14 protein-coding genes are annotated in these 15,910 nt (G+C 71.1%); 6 read left to right on the forward strand and 8 right to left on the reverse strand.

Annotation, left to right across the window (positions count from 1 at the left end; genetic code table 11):
• Positions 1-53: 53 nt before the first annotated feature.
• Entirely contained in the window at positions 54-1,553 is a 1,500-nt protein-coding gene (locus ACZ6ZQ_RS30360) for an SCO1417 family PLP biosynthesis transcription factor (RefSeq protein ID WP_469771718.1), read from the reverse strand.
• 101 nt (positions 1,554-1,654) lie between these two features.
• Between ACZ6ZQ_RS30360 and yczE the strand changes: the two genes are divergently transcribed.
• The 4 genes from yczE to ACZ6ZQ_RS30380 all read left to right on the forward strand — a co-directional run bounded on the left by yczE (position 1,655) and on the right by ACZ6ZQ_RS30380 (position 5,164).
• Positions 1,655-2,332 carry a membrane protein YczE gene (yczE, locus tag ACZ6ZQ_RS30365; protein ID WP_469771719.1) on the forward strand — a complete coding sequence of 226 codons (678 nt, stop codon included), beginning with the start codon at positions 1,655-1,657 and terminating at the stop codon, positions 2,330-2,332.
• A gap of 5 nt (positions 2,333-2,337) precedes the next feature.
• Entirely contained in the window at positions 2,338-3,102 is a 765-nt protein-coding gene (locus ACZ6ZQ_RS30370) for a glycerophosphodiester phosphodiesterase (RefSeq protein ID WP_469771753.1), read from the forward strand.
• A 51-nt stretch (positions 3,103-3,153) separates the two neighbouring features.
• Positions 3,154-4,521: an MFS transporter gene (locus tag ACZ6ZQ_RS30375; protein ID WP_469771720.1), complete on the forward strand. Its 1,368-nt coding sequence runs from the start codon at positions 3,154-3,156 to the stop codon at positions 4,519-4,521.
• A 268-nt stretch (positions 4,522-4,789) separates the two neighbouring features.
• Positions 4,790-5,164, forward strand: coding sequence for an RNA polymerase-binding protein RbpA (locus ACZ6ZQ_RS30380; RefSeq protein WP_003959706.1), 375 nt, complete (start codon positions 4,790-4,792; stop codon positions 5,162-5,164).
• A gap of 179 nt (positions 5,165-5,343) precedes the next feature.
• On the opposite strand, the gene fxsA is transcribed toward ACZ6ZQ_RS30380, so the two are convergent.
• The 4 genes from fxsA to ACZ6ZQ_RS30400 all read right to left on the reverse strand — a co-directional run bounded on the left by fxsA (position 5,344) and on the right by ACZ6ZQ_RS30400 (position 9,537).
• Positions 5,344-5,925, reverse strand: a complete 582-nt coding sequence (fxsA, locus tag ACZ6ZQ_RS30385) for an FxsA family membrane protein (RefSeq protein ID WP_469771721.1) — start codon at positions 5,923-5,925, stop codon at positions 5,344-5,346.
• A 78-nt stretch (positions 5,926-6,003) separates the two neighbouring features.
• Entirely contained in the window at positions 6,004-6,771 is a 768-nt protein-coding gene (locus tag ACZ6ZQ_RS30390; RefSeq protein ID WP_469771722.1) for a polyprenol monophosphomannose synthase, read from the reverse strand.
• A 511-nt stretch (positions 6,772-7,282) separates the two neighbouring features.
• Positions 7,283-8,905 carry an amidohydrolase gene (locus tag ACZ6ZQ_RS30395; RefSeq protein ID WP_469771723.1) on the reverse strand — a complete coding sequence of 541 codons (1,623 nt, stop codon included), beginning with the start codon at positions 8,903-8,905 and terminating at the stop codon, positions 7,283-7,285.
• Between the two features lie 191 nt (positions 8,906-9,096).
• On the reverse strand, positions 9,097-9,537 hold the full coding sequence (locus tag ACZ6ZQ_RS30400; RefSeq protein WP_453661929.1) for an Lrp/AsnC family transcriptional regulator: 441 nt from the start codon (positions 9,535-9,537) through the stop codon (positions 9,097-9,099).
• Between the two features lie 203 nt (positions 9,538-9,740).
• Between ACZ6ZQ_RS30400 and ACZ6ZQ_RS30405 the strand changes: the two genes are divergently transcribed.
• Positions 9,741-10,154, forward strand: coding sequence for a hypothetical protein (locus tag ACZ6ZQ_RS30405; protein WP_469771724.1), 414 nt, complete (start codon positions 9,741-9,743; stop codon positions 10,152-10,154).
• A gap of 21 nt (positions 10,155-10,175) precedes the next feature.
• On the opposite strand, the gene ACZ6ZQ_RS30410 is transcribed toward ACZ6ZQ_RS30405, so the two are convergent.
• From ACZ6ZQ_RS30410 to ACZ6ZQ_RS30420, 3 genes are all read right to left on the reverse strand, one after another.
• Entirely contained in the window at positions 10,176-11,246 is a 1,071-nt protein-coding gene (locus tag ACZ6ZQ_RS30410; protein ID WP_469771725.1) for a phosphotransferase family protein, read from the reverse strand.
• Between the two features lie 283 nt (positions 11,247-11,529).
• Positions 11,530-12,633 carry an Rv3169 family protein gene (locus ACZ6ZQ_RS30415; RefSeq protein ID WP_469771726.1) on the reverse strand — a complete coding sequence of 368 codons (1,104 nt, stop codon included), beginning with the start codon at positions 12,631-12,633 and terminating at the stop codon, positions 11,530-11,532.
• A 483-nt stretch (positions 12,634-13,116) separates the two neighbouring features.
• Positions 13,117-14,289 (reverse strand): acyl-CoA dehydrogenase family protein, encoded by a 1,173-nt coding sequence (locus tag ACZ6ZQ_RS30420; RefSeq protein WP_469771727.1) that lies wholly within the window; start codon positions 14,287-14,289, stop codon positions 13,117-13,119.
• A gap of 334 nt (positions 14,290-14,623) precedes the next feature.
• Between ACZ6ZQ_RS30420 and ACZ6ZQ_RS30425 the strand changes: the two genes are divergently transcribed.
• Positions 14,624-15,898 (forward strand): glycoside hydrolase family 18 protein, encoded by a 1,275-nt coding sequence (locus ACZ6ZQ_RS30425; protein WP_469771728.1) that lies wholly within the window; start codon positions 14,624-14,626, stop codon positions 15,896-15,898.
• The last annotated feature ends 12 nt before the right edge of the window (positions 15,899-15,910 follow it).

Consider the following 15,910-nt stretch of genomic DNA (forward strand, 5'->3'; position numbering starts at 1 on the left):
CGCCCGGCCCGGGAAGGCCGCAGAAGGTGCCCCGGCAGGAGTGGCTGCGACCGTCAGGCCACGAACGTCCGGGGGGCCTCCGTGCCCGTGGTCACTCCCGTCTCCACCAGCCGGGCCGCCGCCGCCAGGCGGGACGCCGCCTCCTCCGCGACCGGTCCGCCGACGGTGAACGGAAGGCGTACGAACCCCTCGAACGCCCCGTCCACGCCGAACCGAGGGCCCGAGGGGACGCGCACACCGACACGTTCGCCGACCTCCGCGAGGCGCGAACCGGAGAGGCCGCCCGCGCGCACCCAGAGGGTCAGACCGCCCCCCGGTACCTCGAACTCCCAGGTGGGCAGTTCCTTGCGCAGCGCTGCGACGAGTTCGTCACGGTTCTGGCGCGCCTGGGTGCGGCGCAGCGCCACCGCCTCGTCCCAGCCGCCCGTCCGCATCAGCCAGTTGACGCCGAGCTGCTCCAGGACGGGGGTCCCCAGGTCTGCGTAGGCGCGGGCGGCGACGAGGGAGCGGATCACGTCCGGTGCCGCCCGGACCCAGCCGATGCGCATACCCGCCCAGAAGGCCTTGCTGGCCGAGCCGACCGTGAGGACCGTGGAGCCGGCCGGGTCGAAGGCGCAGACCGGCCGCGGCATCTCCACGTCGTCGTCGAGACAGAGCTCGGACATCGTCTCGTCCACGACGAGGACCGTGCCGGCGGACCGGGCGGCATCGACGAGCTGCCGCCGCTGGTCCTCGTCGGCCAGCGCCCCGGTGGGGTTGTGGAAGTCGGCGACGACATAGGCGAGCCGGGGGGCGGCATCGCGCAGCACCTGCCGCCAGCGGCCCATGTCCCAGCCCTTCAGTCCCTGGGCCATCGCCACGGGCACGAGCCGCGCCCCGGCCTCCCGCATCAGCTGCAGGATGTTGGCGTACGAGGGCGACTCGACGGCGATGCGCTCACCGCGGCCGGCGAACAGATGGCAGATCGCGTCGATGGCGCCCATCGCACCCGTGGTCACCATGATCTGCTCGGGCATCGTGGGGATGCCCCGCTCGGTGTACCGGTCGGCGAGCATCTGGCGCAGCGCGGGCAGGCCCGCCGGGTAGTCGCCATGGGTGTGTGCGTACGGTGTCAGCTCCTCCAGGGCTCCGTGGAAACCCCGGCTGAGCCAGGGCTCGGGAGCGGGGAGTGCGGCGCAGCCGAGGTCGATCATCGAGCCGAGGGACTCCGGCGGGAGGGGCTCGAGACCGCGCGCGGGCAGCGGGTTCCCGGCAGGCACGGCGGTCCAGCTGCCGGCGCCCCGGCGGGACTCGAGGAATCCCTCGGAGCGCAGGGCTTCGTACGCCGCGGCGACGGTCGTGCGGCTGACGGCGAGGGAGAGCGCGAGCTCTCGCTCGGCGGGGAGCCGCGCGGCGACGGGCACACGGCCTTCGAGGACGAGTAGCCGGACACCGTCGGCCAGCGCGCGGTAGGCGGGCGGCTTGCGCGTGCCGGGGCCGGCCGGACGGGGCTGCTGAGCGTTGAGCTGCCGGGCGAGCTGAGCCGCTCCGACCGCCGAAGTCCACTCGGCCATAGAAGTCAGTCCACCTTCCTCGAATTGGCCATGGCTGGCCTCGGATTCCCAGCCACAGAGTGTCACGAGTCAGTCCACTCTCACCACTGGGGGGCAGAATTTTGTCCATCGCCACCGGGTCCACCGGCGCCTCCGGCCGCCATCTCGTCCGCCGGCTGCTGCAGCTCTACGTCGGACTGACGCTGTACGGAGTGAGTTCCGCGGTGCTCGTGCGCGGCGGACTGGGACTCGAGCCCTGGGGTGTGCTGCACCAGGGCATCGCCGAACGGACCGGGCTGACCATCGGCGTGGTCTCGATCATCGTCGGCGCGGTCGTCCTTCTGCTGTGGATCCCGATCCGGCAGAAGCCGGGGCTCGGCACCGTCTCCAACGTCTTCGTCATCGGTGTCGCGATGGACGGCACGCTCGCCGTCGTGCCGGACGTGCACGGGCCGGCCGCACAGGTCCCGGTGATGATCACCGGGATCGTTCTCAACGGTGTCGCGACCGGCCTCTACATCTCGGCCCGCTTCGGCCCGGGACCGCGCGACGGGCTCATGACGGGTCTGCACCGGCTCACGGGCCGCTCGATCCGGCTGGTCCGTACGGCGATCGAGGTGGCGGTCGTCGCCACCGGGTTCGTGCTCGGCGGCACGGTCGGCGTGGGCACCATCGCCTACGCCCTTGCCATCGGGCCGCTGGCACAGCTGTTCCTGCGCGTGTTCGCCATCCCGGCTGCGGACGAAGGAAGCACGGTGGTCGCCGGGGCGACACCGAAGCAGGCGATACTGCGTCCGTGACTCGTGTGACGCGCCCCCGGCACCCCTATCTCGACCACCCCACCCCGATACCGTTCGCCCATCGCGGCGGTACGGCCGACGGGCTGGAGAACACCGCGACCGCCTTCCGGCGGGCGGCCGCGACCGGCTACCGCTACTTCGAGACCGATGTGCACACCACCGCCGACGGGAAGCTCGTCGCCTTCCACGACTCCACGCTGGACCGGGTGACGGACGCCCGCGGCCGGATCGCGGAGCTCCCCTGGAGCGAGGTGAGCCAGGCCCGGGTGGCGGGCACGGAGCCGCTCCCCCTCTTCGAGGATCTGCTGGAGGAGTTCCCCGAGGTCCGCTGGAACGTGGACATCAAGACCGAGGGGGCTCTGGAGCCGCTGGTGGATCTGGTGCGGCGGACGGCGGTCTGGGACCGGGTGTGCATCGGCTCGTTCTCGGAGAGCCGGGTCGCCCGGGCGCACCGGCTGGCCGGCCCGCGGCTGGCGACCTCGTACGGTGTGCGCGGGGTGCTGGCGCTGCGGCTGCGCTCTCTCGGCATCCCCGCGGCGGTGCGCGCGGGTGCGGTGTGTGCGCAGGTGCCGGAGTCCCAGAGCGGGATCAGGGTGGTGGACCGGCGCTTCGTCCGCGAGGCGCACGCACGGGGGCTTCAGGTGCACGTGTGGACCGTGAACGACCCGGATCGCATGGCCGCTCTCCTGGACCTCGGGGTGGATGGCATCATGACCGATCATCTGGAGATGCTGCGCACGGTGATGACCGACCGGGGAGTCTGGGTCTGAGGGGTCTGAGCGTCGCGCTCTCTCCACGGGGACGAACAAGGGGGGCGCGGCGTGACCGCTGATACCGCGGACCGGGCCGCCGGGACGGACGACGCCGATCGCCGGCGCGAGCAACGCGGCTGGTACTTCTACGATTTCGCCTGCTCGGTCTATTCGACGAGCGTGCTGACGGTCTTCCTGGGCCCCTATCTGACCGCGGTGGCGAAGGCCGCGGCGGACGCGGACGGCTTCGTCCATCCGCTCGGCATTCCGGTCCGTGCCGGTTCGGTGTTCCCGTACGCGGTCTCCGTCTCGGTGGTGCTGGCCGTGCTGGTGATGCCGCTCGCCGGCGCCGCAGCGGACCGCACGGGCCGCAAGAAGCCGCTCCTCGCCGTCTCGGCGTATCTGGGGGCGGGCGCCACGGCGGGGATGTTCCTCCTCGACGGCGACCGCTATCTGCTCGGCGCCCTCCTGCTGATCGTCGCCAACGCGTCGCTGTCGGTGTCGATGGTCCTCTACAACGCGTATCTGCCGCAGATCGCCGAGCCCGAGGAGCGGGACGCGGTGTCCTCGCGCGGCTGGGCCTTCGGCTACACGTCGGGCGCGCTGGTCCTCGTGCTCGATCTGGTGCTCTACACCGGCCACGACTCCTTCGCGCTCTCCGAGTCGGAGGCGGTCCGCATCTGTCTGGCCTCGGCCGGACTGTGGTGGGGCGCCTTCACGCTCGTGCCCCTGCGGCGGCTGCGCGACCGGCGGGTGCCTGCGGGCCAGGGCACCCAGCCGGCCGAGGGCGGGGTCGGTGCGGGCTGGCGGCAGCTGGTGGCGACCCTGCGGGACATGCGCCGGCATCCGTTGACGCTGTCGTTCCTGCTGGCCTATCTCGTCTACAACGACGGGGTCCAGACGGTGATCTCGCAGGCGTCGGTGTACGGCTCGGAGGAGCTGGATCTGGATCAGACCACGCTGATCACGGCGGTGTTGCTGGTGCAGGTGCTGGCTGTGGCGGGCGCGCTGGGGATGGGGCGGCTGGCCAGGTCGTACGGGGCGAAGCGGACGATCCTCGGTTCGCTCGCCGTGTGGACGTTGATCCTCATGGCCGGTTTCCTGCTGCCGGCCGGGGAGCCGGTCTGGTTCTACGCGCTGGCCGCCGCGATCGGGCTGGTGCTGGGCGGCAGCCAGGCGCTGTCGCGGTCGCTGTTCTCGCATCTGGTGCCGCGCGGCAAGGAGGCCGAGTACTTCTCGGCGTACGAGATGAGCGACCGTGGGCTGAGCTGGCTGGGACCGCTGGTGTTCGGTCTGGCGTTTCAGCTGACGGGCAGCTACCGGGATGCGATCATCTCGTTGGTGATCTTCTTCGGGCTCGGGTTCGTGCTGCTCGCGAGGGTTCCGGTGCGGCGCGCGGTGGCCGCTGCGGGGAACCCCGTTCCGGAACGGATTTAGACGTTGAAGTGAAAGGCCGGTAGTGTACGCCTTTGGCCTGCCAGGCGGACCGTTACTGCGCGCTGAGGAACTCAAAACGCTGGGTGACACTTTCTGCCAGATGTGACAAACCGGGCACTGGTGGGTACCCAAACCCTGGAAAAGCAGCGGCACGACGGGCGACGACGCATGACCGGCAACGGGAATCTTTACCGCCGACCGGACGTTGACCGGATGACGACGACAGCGACACCTGTCCTGTGGGCGACAAGCCCGGGAGGCACGATTCATGAGTGAGCGAGCTCTTCGCGGCACGCGCCTCGTGGTGACCAGCTACGAGACCGACCGCGGCATCGATCTGGCCCCGCGCCAGGCGGTGGAGTACGCATGCCAGAACGGACATCGTTTCGAGATGCCGTTCTCGGTAGAGGCGGAGATTCCGCCGGAGTGGGAGTGCAAGGCGTGCGGCGCCCAGGCACTCCTGGTGGACGGGGATGGCCCCGAGGAGAAGAAGGGCAAGCCTGCGCGTACGCACTGGGACATGCTCATGGAGAGGCGCACTCGCGAGGAGCTCGAGGAGGTGCTGGCCGAGCGGCTGGCGGTCCTGCGCTCCGGAGCCATGAACATCGCGGTGCACCCGCGCGACAGCCGGAAGTCCGCGTAACGACGCACCACCACATCGCACAGAGCGCAGAAGCCGCGGGCTGCCGCACACATCATGTGTGCCGCAGCCCGCGGCTCTTTGTCTGCTGCGGGATCTGCCGCGGGCAGGGCCCCGACCACCGGCCGGCAGTCGGGACGACCCGGGCGACAGAAAGACGGGAACGACCCGGACGACGGGGACTACGAGGTCAGCGGAGGGCGCGAGCTCTCATCCGCACGGGGCGGCGTCGGCACGTCCTCGCGGATGACCTCACCCTGCACGACCTTTCCGTCTGGGCGGTGAATGCGGGCCTGCCGAAATGCGTCGCCGAGGGAACCGGGAGCGGCCTGCCGCATCCGCCGGTCCAGGGACCTCTCCGTGTACCGGCCGGCCGCCGTGCGGACCGGCGGGAGCAGCAGCAGGAGGCCCGCCGCGTCGGAGATCAGGCCCGGCAGCATGAGCAGCAGCCCGGCGAGCATGAGGAATCCGTTGCCGGTGCTGGAACGGTCGGCGGCGGCAGTCGTGGGCGCGAAGCCCGACTGCTGCTGCTGGAGGGTCTCGCTGAGGCTGCGGAACGCCCGCCGGCCGGCCCGCTTGATGACCACGGCGCCGAGCATGCCACCGCCGACGAGCAGGGCGAGGACGGTGAGTCCGCCGGCCGCACCGGCCACGACGGTCAGCAGCCAGATCTCCAGCACCAGCCAGGCGGCGATGCCAAGGGGAAGGAAGGTGCGGGCGCGTGAGCGCCTCGGGGCGGTCGGTGTCGTTGCGCCGGTCGTCATGCCCCCAGTGTGCCTGGGCGTCCGCCGGAGTGTCGTAAAGGCGGGATCAGTAAGAACGCGGGACCGCGAGGAGGCCGATCAGGAGCGCTTGCGTCCGAGGATCTTGCCGGCCCGGCCGGCGATGCCCCAGGCGGTGACCCGCCACAGTGCCTCGACGAGGATGTCCCGGCTCATCTTGGAGTCGCCCCGCACGCGCTCGACGAAGGTGATCGGGACCTCCACGACATGGAAGCCGGCACCGACGGCGCGGCGGGCCAGGTCGACCTGGAAGCAATAGCCGGCAGAGGCCACGTCGTCCAGGCCGAGTCCTTCCAGGGTCTCCTTGCGGAATGCCCGGAAGCCGCCGGTGACGTCGCGGATCGGGACGTCGAGCAGCACGCGCGAGTAGAGGCTGCCGCCGCGGGAGATGAACTCACGGGACTTGGGCCAGTTCACGATCCGGCCGCCGGGGACCCACCGGGAGCCGAGCACGAGATCCGCGCCCTTGAGTGCGGTGAGCAGCCGGGGCAGTTCCTCGGGCTGGTGGGAGCCGTCGGCGTCCATCTCGACGAGGACTCCGTAGCCGTTCTCGATCCCCCAGCGGAAGCCCGCGAGATAGGCCGCACCGAGGCCCTCCTTGCCCTTGCGGTGCAGGACGTGGACCTGACCGTCCTCGGAGGCGAGCTCGTCGGCGATCTTGCCGGTGCCGTCGGGGCTGTTGTCGTCGGCGACCAGAATGTCCGCCTCCGGTACGGCGGAGCGCACCCGGGAGACGATCGGCTTGATGTTCTCCGCCTCGTTGTAGGTCGGGATGATCACCAAGGCTCTGCCGAGCGGGCCGTATCGCCTCTGACCGCCGTCGTTCACTGCTGCCCCTTAACGTCCGTACGCAGAGACCCACCATAGCGAGCGCTGGTCGCGGAGCTGCGGCGGCACGGACTGTGAGCACGGTATGCGAGCGCAACGACGGCGGGAACGGATCAGGGCCCGGCGTCCTTCGGGCCGGCCCGGGATCCGCTGGCTGCGGGTCGACCGAAAGCCGTTGTCTACTGAACGCCGGGCCCCACCCGGGTCACACCTGCCACCCGGCCGAAACCTTCCCTCGCCCCCGAGGCGCGGGCGCTGAACCTGGCTCCCAGTGGTGATGCGCCGACGCGGCGCACCACCCCATGACCCAGCGGCGTTCGACGACTGCGTGGAGGTTCGACCGGCCGGACGTCCCGTGGTGGACTCGGCCGAACCTACCGGCCTGCGGGCGCACTCTGTCAACAGTCGTGCGATCTGCGGCGATTGACCGAATCGGCTGGTCACCGACGAAGATCCGCAGGTCGCGACGGAGCACATGGAGCAGTCCCTGACGGTGCGAATTATCCCGATGTCACTCGTTCGGTCGTACGTAGACCGTTTGTCCGAAGACCACCGTCCGCAGGCACACCGGGAGCGCCCTGCCGGGGGTGAGATCGGGCAGGCCAGGGGTGCCGGAGCGGGGGTCGGTCGACCAGCGGGCGACCCGGTCGTCGGGGGCCTGGACGACGAGTTCGTCGGTGCGCCAGATCGCGTAGTCGGCGGGTGCGCCGGGTACCAGAGTGCCCGCGTCGTCCCGTCCGGTCGCCCGCCAGCCGCCCCGGGTGTGGGCGGTGAAGGCGGCGCGCACCGACACCCGGTGCTCGGGGGTGCGGTGGAAGGCGGCGGCGCGGACGGTGCCCCAGGGGTCGATCGGGGTGACCGGGCTGTCCGAACCGAAGGCGAGCGGGACCCCGGCGCGCAGCAGCGCGGCGTACGGGTTGAGGGTGCGGGCGCGTTCGATGCCAAGGCGCTGGGCGTACATGCCGGTGTCGCCGCCCCAGGCCGCGTCGAAGGCGGGCTGGACGGAGGCGGTGAGGCCGTACTCGGCGAAGGCGGCGACGGTCTCCGGGGTGAGCATCTCGGCATGCTCGACGCGGTGGCGGGCGGCCCGGACGTGGGCGAGACCCAGGGCGGACGCGGCGGCCCTCATGCCTTCGACGACGTTGGTGATCGCGTGGTCGCCGATGGCGTGGAAGCCGGCCTGGAGTCCGGCCTCCGTGCAGGCCGTGACGTGCGCGGCGACGCCGGCCGCGTCGAGATGGGCGACACCGGAGTGCGCGGCGTCCGCATACGGCTCGTGGAGGCAGGCCGTGTGCGAGCCGAGCGAGCCGTCGGCGAAGAGATCCCCGGCGGCGCCGGCGGCGCCGAGGGCCCGCGCCCGCTCCACGTCCGTGTCGGCCCAGTAGCCGACGACACGCGGGCCGGGCTCGTCGGCCGCGGTCTTGAGCAGGCCCGTGAAGTCGTCCTCGGAGGAGATGTCGGGGCCACCGCACTCGTGGACGGTGCCGATGCCCAGGGAGGCGGCGTGGCGCAGCGCGGCGCGCTGGGCCTCGGCCCGCTGCTCCGGCGACACGGCGGCGTACGCGGCGGAGCGCACCGCGTGGTGGGCGTCCCCGGTGAGCGGCTCCCCGTCGCGGAACCCGGCCATGCCGCGGATGCCGGGCACCTGGTCGAGCAGGGCCGTGGTGACGACGGCCGAGTGGACGTCGATCCGGGTGAGATAGAGCGGGCGGCCGCCGGTGAGCTCGTCCAGCTCGTCCCGGCTCATCGGCCGCCGCTCGGGCCAGCGGGACGCGTCCCAGCCGTGGCCGATCAGGATCCGGTCGGCGGGCCGGGCCGCGGCGTACGTCCGGACGCGCTCGGCCGCCTCGGCGAGCGAGGCGGCGCCGGACAGATCGAGGCCGGTGAGGGCGAGCCCGGTCGCGGTGGTGTGCACATGCGCGTCGACGAACGCGGGGGTGACCAGTGCGCCGTCCAGGTCGATGACCTCGTCCACCCCCGAGGCGAAGGCGTCCGCAGCCCCCTCGGAGCCGACCCAGGCGACATGCCCGCGTTCGACGACCATGGCGGTCGCGAACGGGTCGGCGGGACTGTGGACGTCTCCACCGCGCAGCAGCACGGTGCGGTGTTCGGCCGGAGGCACGCTCTCACTCATGGAGACAGCCTAGGGAGTGTCTTCAAAGGAGCGTCGTCCGCCCGCAGGGCGGGCCCGGCGGCGTCTGGTGCTGGGGGCACCTCCCGTGCCCGAAGGGCTACGGGGGAGTGCGTGCCAGGCGTCGCCGGGCAGACGGGACTTTGAAGGACACGACCTGGTGCCGCGACCGGCAGAGCTTGCCGGGAGGGGCACTAGATACGCGGCGGCCGCGCCTCGTACGGGGTGGAGAGGACCACGGTGGTACGCGTCGAGACACCGGCCAGCGAGCGGATCTGGCTCAGCAGTTCCTCCAGCTCCAGGGGAGTGCCGACACGGACCTTGAGGATGTAGTTCTCGTCGCCGGCGACGCTGTGACAGGCCTCGATCTCGGACACGCCGGACAGCCGCTCGGCGATGTCGTCCGGGGCGCTGGGGTCGAAGGGTTTCACCGAGATGAACGCGGTGAGAGGCAGGCCGACCTCTTCGGGGTCCACGACGGCGGCGTATCCCCGGATGACGCCGCGCTGCTCGAGCCGTCGCACGCGCTGATGCACCGCCGAGGTGGACAGGCCGGTGGCCTTGCCCAGGTCGGTGTAGCTCATGCGCCCGTCCTTGACGAGCAACTCGACGATCTGACGATCCAGCTCCTCCATGCGGTCAACCTATTGCCCCAGGTCACTTCCGGCACAGTCGGCCACCCTCCGGACGGGCACCTGCGGCGGGCATGTGACGAACGCCACAGCCCTGGGGCCGTGTCCGTCGAGACCTCACGGTTACCTTCGGAGCCCGCAGGGAAGTGCTTGGTGTGGTCGAGGCCGTAAGCGCCTGGTCGGCCCACCCGAGGGGGAGAATCTCCATGCAGGTTGTGAAGCGCACCGGACATACCGAACCCGCGCCCGTCGAGGGCACGGCTTCCGTCGGTCCCCAGGAGGACGACGAGCAGGACTTCTACGACACATTCGAGATGTACCGGGTGATCTGCCCGGACTGCGCGCAGCCGATCGCGCTGCTCGCCGACGAGGACAGCCTGCCGGAGCACGCGCTGTGCCCCACGCCGTGGAACCCGTTCGTGCTCTCGGTCTGCGCGGGGACGGGCCGGCCGGCCGCGGACGCGCGCCCCGCCGACGAATCGCTGGATGTCCAGGAACAGGACACCGCACTGCTGTTGACGCTCCCTCAGGGGCTCGACTGGCGGACGCAGCCCTTCTCGCACGTCGGCGGTCCGGGCTCGCAGCCCATCAAGGTGCCCCCGATGCGACGGGCGGCCTGAGCCGCTCCGAACGGCCGGGTCCTACCAGTACGTTCCCTGCACCATGGCGGCGAGACTGTCGTGGTGCAGGATCATCCGGTCCGGGTTCTCCGGCACCTCCACCTCTTTGAAGTGCACCTGGCGGTATGCCACGCGCAGCATCACGACGGCGTGCCGCAGGGCCGCGTAGAGGGTGTGGAATTCCATGTCGCGCGGTGTGTGCCCGGTCAGTTGGGCGTAGCGGCGCTCGATACGGTCCCGGCGCAGGAAGTCCGGCAGTCCCGGCTGCCCGAAGGTGACGGTCAGGTCCTGGAAGAACCGGTGCAGGTAGACCGTCCAGCCGAGGTCGACCTCGCGCGGCGCGAGTGCCGCCATCTCCCAGTCGAGTACGGCGGCGGGTTCGAAGCCGTCGTAGATGATGTTGCCGATGCGGGCATCGCCCCAGTTGAGTACGGCGGGGCCCTCGTCGGCGGGCCAGTGCGCCTCCAGCCAGTCGAAGGCGCTCTCGATGAGCGGTGAGCGCGGCAGTCCGTCCACCACCCAGGCGTAGTAGTCGCGTTGGGCCTCCACATGGCGCCGCAGCGCGCTGCCCCCGGCGGCCTCGGCCGGATACTGGTCGTGGAGACGGGCGATGAGGGAGATCGTGGACTCCTCCAGTGCGGCGCGCTCGGCGTCGGTCGCGGAGTGCAGCCAATTCCCGTCGTACGTATAGGGCATGACGTCCGGCGGGACGCGGCCCTCGACCCGCTCCATGACGAAGAAGGGCGCGCCCAGGTGCGCCGGGTCCTCCTCCAGCCAGAGCACGCGCGGCACAGGCACGTCGGTGTGCCGGGCGACGTCGCGCATCGTCTCGTACTGCCGGCGAAGATCGTAGACGGGGAAGACCGTGTACGCGTCGGGGTCCGCGGCGAGGCGCAACGCGCAGGCACGCAGGGGCGGTTCGGGGTGGTCGATGTCGAAGAGCAGCGTCTCGCTGGACATACCGTTGGACTCGGGGACGCGCACGCCGGTGACCTGCGCGCCGGGCAGCCGGGTGCCGAGCCAGGCGGTCAGCCGGAGCGCGAGCGCGCCCGGGTCGCGGGTGGTGGTGCGGGGGCGCGGTGCGGTGGCCATGGGGGTGCTCCTCCCGGGTTGGGCGGGCTCTGGACGGCGCCGGTCAGGCAACGGAGTCGTAGGCCCTGTCCGGGCGATCTTGTCGGGGCCGCAACGCCAGCTAGGGCACCTCGCTGCGTTGTCGGAGTCGCCCAAGTACGTCCAGTACGAGGGCGATCTCCCCCAGCTACCGCTGGGAGGTGCCCCCACCGCCTTGCGATGCGTCCCCTCGGCCCTCCGGGCCTGGGGAGACCCCATGCATCTGACGCCGCGGCCTGATCCTCGAAGATCGCCCGGACAGGACCTAGCCGGTGAAGCCGCTGGGGTCGTGGCGGCCGAAGCTGCCGTGCTCGAAGATCCCGTAGCCGGTCCGGCCTTCGAGGGTGAAGCGGGCGGCGTGGTCGGTGACGCCGAAGGCCGCCATGGGGTGGGCGGCCGGGTCGGACAGGTCGTAACTGCGCCGGTCGGTCCAGCCGCGGCCCTGCCAGGTGCCGTGCTGCCAGTCGGTGGCGGGCGGATAGCCGGCGCCGACGGCGAGCGGGGACGAGCAGAGGACGTCGACGCCGAGCTCGAGGGGCTTACGGTCCGGGTCGGTGAGGTGGACGACCGCGCGTGCGGGGTGGCGGGTGCCGCGGCGGTAGGTGATGTCGGTCCGGGGCCAGCCGAGTTGTACGTCGCGTTCGCCGTCACGTACGAGGACCGCCTCGTTGAGCGTGCGGTAGCCGTCGGCGTCCTCCTGGGCGATGACCATCAGGAACCGGTCGTCGAAGCGGACGGGAATCCAGAGCCAGTGGAAGCCCTCCGGGCGGAACTCGGCCGCGCGGCCGGCTTCCTCCCCCGGTATGGGCCGCACTCCCCAGCTGCGGTCGCGGGTGCCGGTCCACTCCCCTGCCGTGACGGCTGTCTCCTCGCCGGCGGCCCGGATGGTGCCCGTGCAGTGACCGGCCTGGACGAAGCGCCGCCCTTCGAGCGTGAGCCGCTCCCCGCGGCGCTGCACATGGTGGGGTTCCCAGACGGCGGGAAAGCCGGCCTGCCACACGACGTCGAACGAGAGCGCCTCCGGGTCCGCCGGATCGGCCTCGCAGCTCAGCCGGATCCGGCGCAGCGGCTCCTCGACGGTGATGCGCAGCGGCCCGACGGCGAGGCGCATCCGGTCGTCACCGAGCGCGTCGGAGGCGCGCACGGCGTGCAGCCGGTCGCCGATCCGGAGAGTGGCGTACGCGTCGATGACGCCGGCGTTGGGGTAGACCCCGAGCCCGGCGATGAGCAGGGCACGGCCGTGGTGGTCGAGCACATGGAAGATGCAGCGGTCGTAGGCGTTCCGGTCGCCGGTGACGACATGCTTCATCGAGAGCGGGGCCTGATGGATCGGGTACTCGTCGAGCGCGACGGGACGGTCCTGGGACACGGCGGCCTCCTGGTCGAAGGGAAGATGACGGTACGTCAGAAACCCTTTGGAGGGCCATACTCGTGTCACCGCGGCGACGCCCGGCGGCTCGTTCCGGCCAGGGCGGCCGGCCGGTCCCATGGCACGCCTGGCCGCCCGCTCGACGCGCCGGAGACGAGCGGGACCCGGCCGAGGTCATCCGCGCACCCGGACGCGTCGATGGGTACGGTGCGAACAGGGGCCCGAATCGGACCGGCGGTGACCCCGCGCGGCCGACGGGCGTTTGGACGGGCATGACCCCGCAGTACCCCCCGGGCGGCTCGGGCCGCCGCCGGCTGACGATGCCACGCCAAGAAGAATCGGTTCCCCATTCGGCCGATCCGCCCATCTACCGCGACCTGCTGCGCCGCTGGGCGAGCGCGGGACGCACCCTTCCGGGCCGCCGTGACCAGGAGTGGAACAGACTCACGGCGGCGCCGGTGTGGAACGGGCGGACCGGCTGGGTCAGCGGGACTCTGGCCCAGCGAGGTGACGGGCGATGACCATGCGCTGGATCTGATTGGTGCCCTCGACGATCTGCAGCACCTTCGCCTCGCGCATCAGCCGCTCGACGGGGAAGTCCGCCGTGTAGCCGTACCCGCCCAGGACCTGCACGGCGTCCGTCGTCACCCGCATCGCGGCGTCGGTGCAGAACAGCTTCGCCATGGCCGCCTGCTGGGAGAACGGCCTGCCCGCGTCCCGCAGCCGCGCGGCGGCCAGATACAGCGCACGCCCCGCCTCGATCTTCGTCGCCATGTCGGCGAGCATGAAGCGCAGACCCTGGAAGTCCGCGATGGGGTGACCGAACTGCTGCCTGGTCGTGGCGTACGCGAGGGCCTCGTCGAACGCGGCCTGGGCGACGCCGATGGCGCATGCGGCGATGCCGAGTCGCCCCGAGTCCAGTGCCGACAACGCGATCGCGAAGCCCTGCCCCTCGTCCCCGATCCGGCGGGAGTCCGGGACGCGTACACCGTCGAAGTGCAGCTGGGCGGTGGGCGAGCCCTTCATGCCCATCTTCTTCTCGGGCGCGGCGGCGCTCAGCCCCTCGGCGTCACCCGGCACCAGGAAGGCCGTGATGCCACGGGCGCCTTCCCCGCCGGAGCGGGCGAGCACGGTGTAGAAGTCGGCGACCCCGCCATGCGTGATCCAGGCCTTGGTGCCGGTGATGACCCAGTCGTCGCCGTCGCGCACGGCCTTCGTACGCAGCGAAGCGGCGTCCGACCCGGAGGACGGCTCTGACAGGCAGTACGCGCCGAGGAGTCCGCCGCCCAGCATCGCGGGCAGGTGCGCGGCCTGCTGCTCCTTGGTGCCGTAGTTGGCCAGGGCATGGCAGGCGAGCGAGTGCACGCTGACGCCGAGTCCCACGGTGAGGCGGGCCGCGGCCAGCTCTTCGAGTACCTGCAGATAGACCTCGTACGGCTGGTCCCCGCCGCCGTACTCGGAGTCGTAGGGAAGGCCGAGCAGACCTGACTCGGAAAGCAGCGAGAACGTCTCGCGCGGAAAACGACCCGCGTCCTCCTCCTCGGCCGCGCGGGGAGCGATCTCCCGCTGGACGATCTCACGGACCAGGGTGATGAGATCCCTGGATTCCTCGGTGGGCAGTGTGCGGTCCACCGGCTGCGGGGCACGGTCGGGCATAGCGGCGCTTTCCTCCCTGTCGGGCGCTGCGGCGGTCGCGCGCGAAGGGTTGGGCGGCGCCGCCGGATGTCACCTGATGCGCCGATGCTGCCCTCCCGGATCACGGAAGTGGCTGACCAGCGGCTGTGGCGGGTTGAGTATGCCCGATCGGCGGTCGTCCGTCACGGGGCGGAATCTCCCCCTCCGGTTACGTTGAGCTTTCCCTGGAATTGGTCCGAACCATTGACCCACTGGTCTAGTCCTCCTACTGTTACCTGCAGCACATGACCCGTTCATGTCATATCTGACCTGCAGTACCTCCCCACTCGCGCTCCCTCCCCCACGAGGAGACACGATGTTCGGATCCCCTCCCCCACGCGCCCGGTTCCGGGCACTGATCGCCACCGTCTGTACGGCCGTCCTCGGCGCGGGCCTGCTCGCCGGCGCGGACCTGGCCACCGCCACCGGCCCGGCCGGGCCGTCCGCCGCCCCCGCGGCCGCCCCCACGACCGCAGTCGCGCCCAAGGCCGGCTCCAAGGTGGTCGGCTACTTCACCAACTGGGGCGTCTACGGACGCAATTACCACGTCAAGAACATCGAGACGTCCGGCTCCGCGAACAAGCTCACCCACATCAACTACGCCTTCGGCAACGTCACGGGCGGCAAGTGCGTGATCGGTGACGCGTACGCCGACCACGACAAGGCGTACACCGCCGACCAGAGCGTCGACGGCAAGGCCGACACCTGGGACCAGCCGCTGCGCGGCAGCTTCAACCAGCTGCGCAAGCTGAAGAAGCTGCACCCGAATCTGAAGGTCATCTGGTCGTTCGGCGGCTGGACCTGGTCCGGCGGCTTCACCGAGGCGGCGAAGAACCCGGCGGCCTTCGCCCGGTCCTGCCACAGCCTGGTCGAGGACCCGCGCTGGGCGGACGTCTTCGACGGCATCGACATCGACTGGGAGTACCCCAACGCCTGCGGTCTGTCCTGCGACACCAGCGGTCGGGACGCCTTCCGGAAACTGATGTCGGCGCTGCGCGCGAAGTTCGGCCCGTCGAACCTCGTCACCGCCGCGATCACCGCCGACGCGAGCAGCGGCGGGAAGATCGACGCCACGGACTACGCCGGCGCGACGCAGTACGTCGACTGGTACAACCCGATGACGTACGACTTCTTCGGCGCCTGGGCCGCCCAGGGCCCGACCGCGCCGCACTCCCCGCTCACCTCGTATCCGGGCATCCCGCAGCAGGGCTTCAACTCCGACGCGGCGATCAAGAAGCTCAAGGGCCTCGGGATCCCCTCCTCGAAGCTGCTGCTCGGCATCGGCTTCTACGGGCGCGGCTGGACGGGCGTGACACAGAAGGCACCGGGCGGCACGGCGACCGGGCCGGCCCCCGGCACGTACGAGCAGGGCATCGACGACTACAAGGTGCTCAAGACCAAGTGCCCGGCCAACGGGACGGTCGCGGGGACCGCGTACGCGCACTGCGGCACACAGTGGTGGAGCTACGACACTCCCGCCACGATCGCCGGGAAGATGACGTACAAGAACCAGCAGGGCCTGGGGGGCACGTTCTTCTGGGAGCTGAGCGGTGACACGACGAACGGGGAGCTGATCAAGTCGATCAGCTGATCCGGGAACACC

This window comes from Streptomyces sp. NPDC053673 (genome assembly GCF_055585225.1).

What these genes read in the sequence shown, in the direction of transcription:
- ACZ6ZQ_RS30380 (WP_003959706.1), top strand. Translation starts at nt 4,790, where the DNA reads ATGAGTGAGCGAGCTCTTCGCGGCACGCGCCTCGTGGTGACCAGCTAC.
- ACZ6ZQ_RS30400 (WP_453661929.1), bottom strand. Translation starts at nt 9,537, where the DNA reads ATGGAGGAGCTGGATCGTCAGATCGTCGAGTTGCTCGTCAAGGACGGG.
- ACZ6ZQ_RS30420 (WP_469771727.1), bottom strand. Translation starts at nt 14,289, where the DNA reads ATGCCCGACCGTGCCCCGCAGCCGGTGGACCGCACACTGCCCACCGAG.
- ACZ6ZQ_RS30410 (WP_469771725.1), bottom strand. Translation starts at nt 11,246, where the DNA reads ATGGCCACCGCACCGCGCCCCCGCACCACCACCCGCGACCCGGGCGCG.
- fxsA (WP_469771721.1), bottom strand. Translation starts at nt 5,925, where the DNA reads ATGACGACCGGCGCAACGACACCGACCGCCCCGAGGCGCTCACGCGCC.
- ACZ6ZQ_RS30425 (WP_469771728.1), top strand. Translation starts at nt 14,624, where the DNA reads ATGTTCGGATCCCCTCCCCCACGCGCCCGGTTCCGGGCACTGATCGCC.
- ACZ6ZQ_RS30395 (WP_469771723.1), bottom strand. Translation starts at nt 8,905, where the DNA reads ATGAGTGAGAGCGTGCCTCCGGCCGAACACCGCACCGTGCTGCTGCGC.
- ACZ6ZQ_RS30360 (WP_469771718.1), bottom strand. Translation starts at nt 1,553, where the DNA reads ATGGCCGAGTGGACTTCGGCGGTCGGAGCGGCTCAGCTCGCCCGGCAG.
- ACZ6ZQ_RS30405 (WP_469771724.1), top strand. Translation starts at nt 9,741, where the DNA reads ATGCAGGTTGTGAAGCGCACCGGACATACCGAACCCGCGCCCGTCGAG.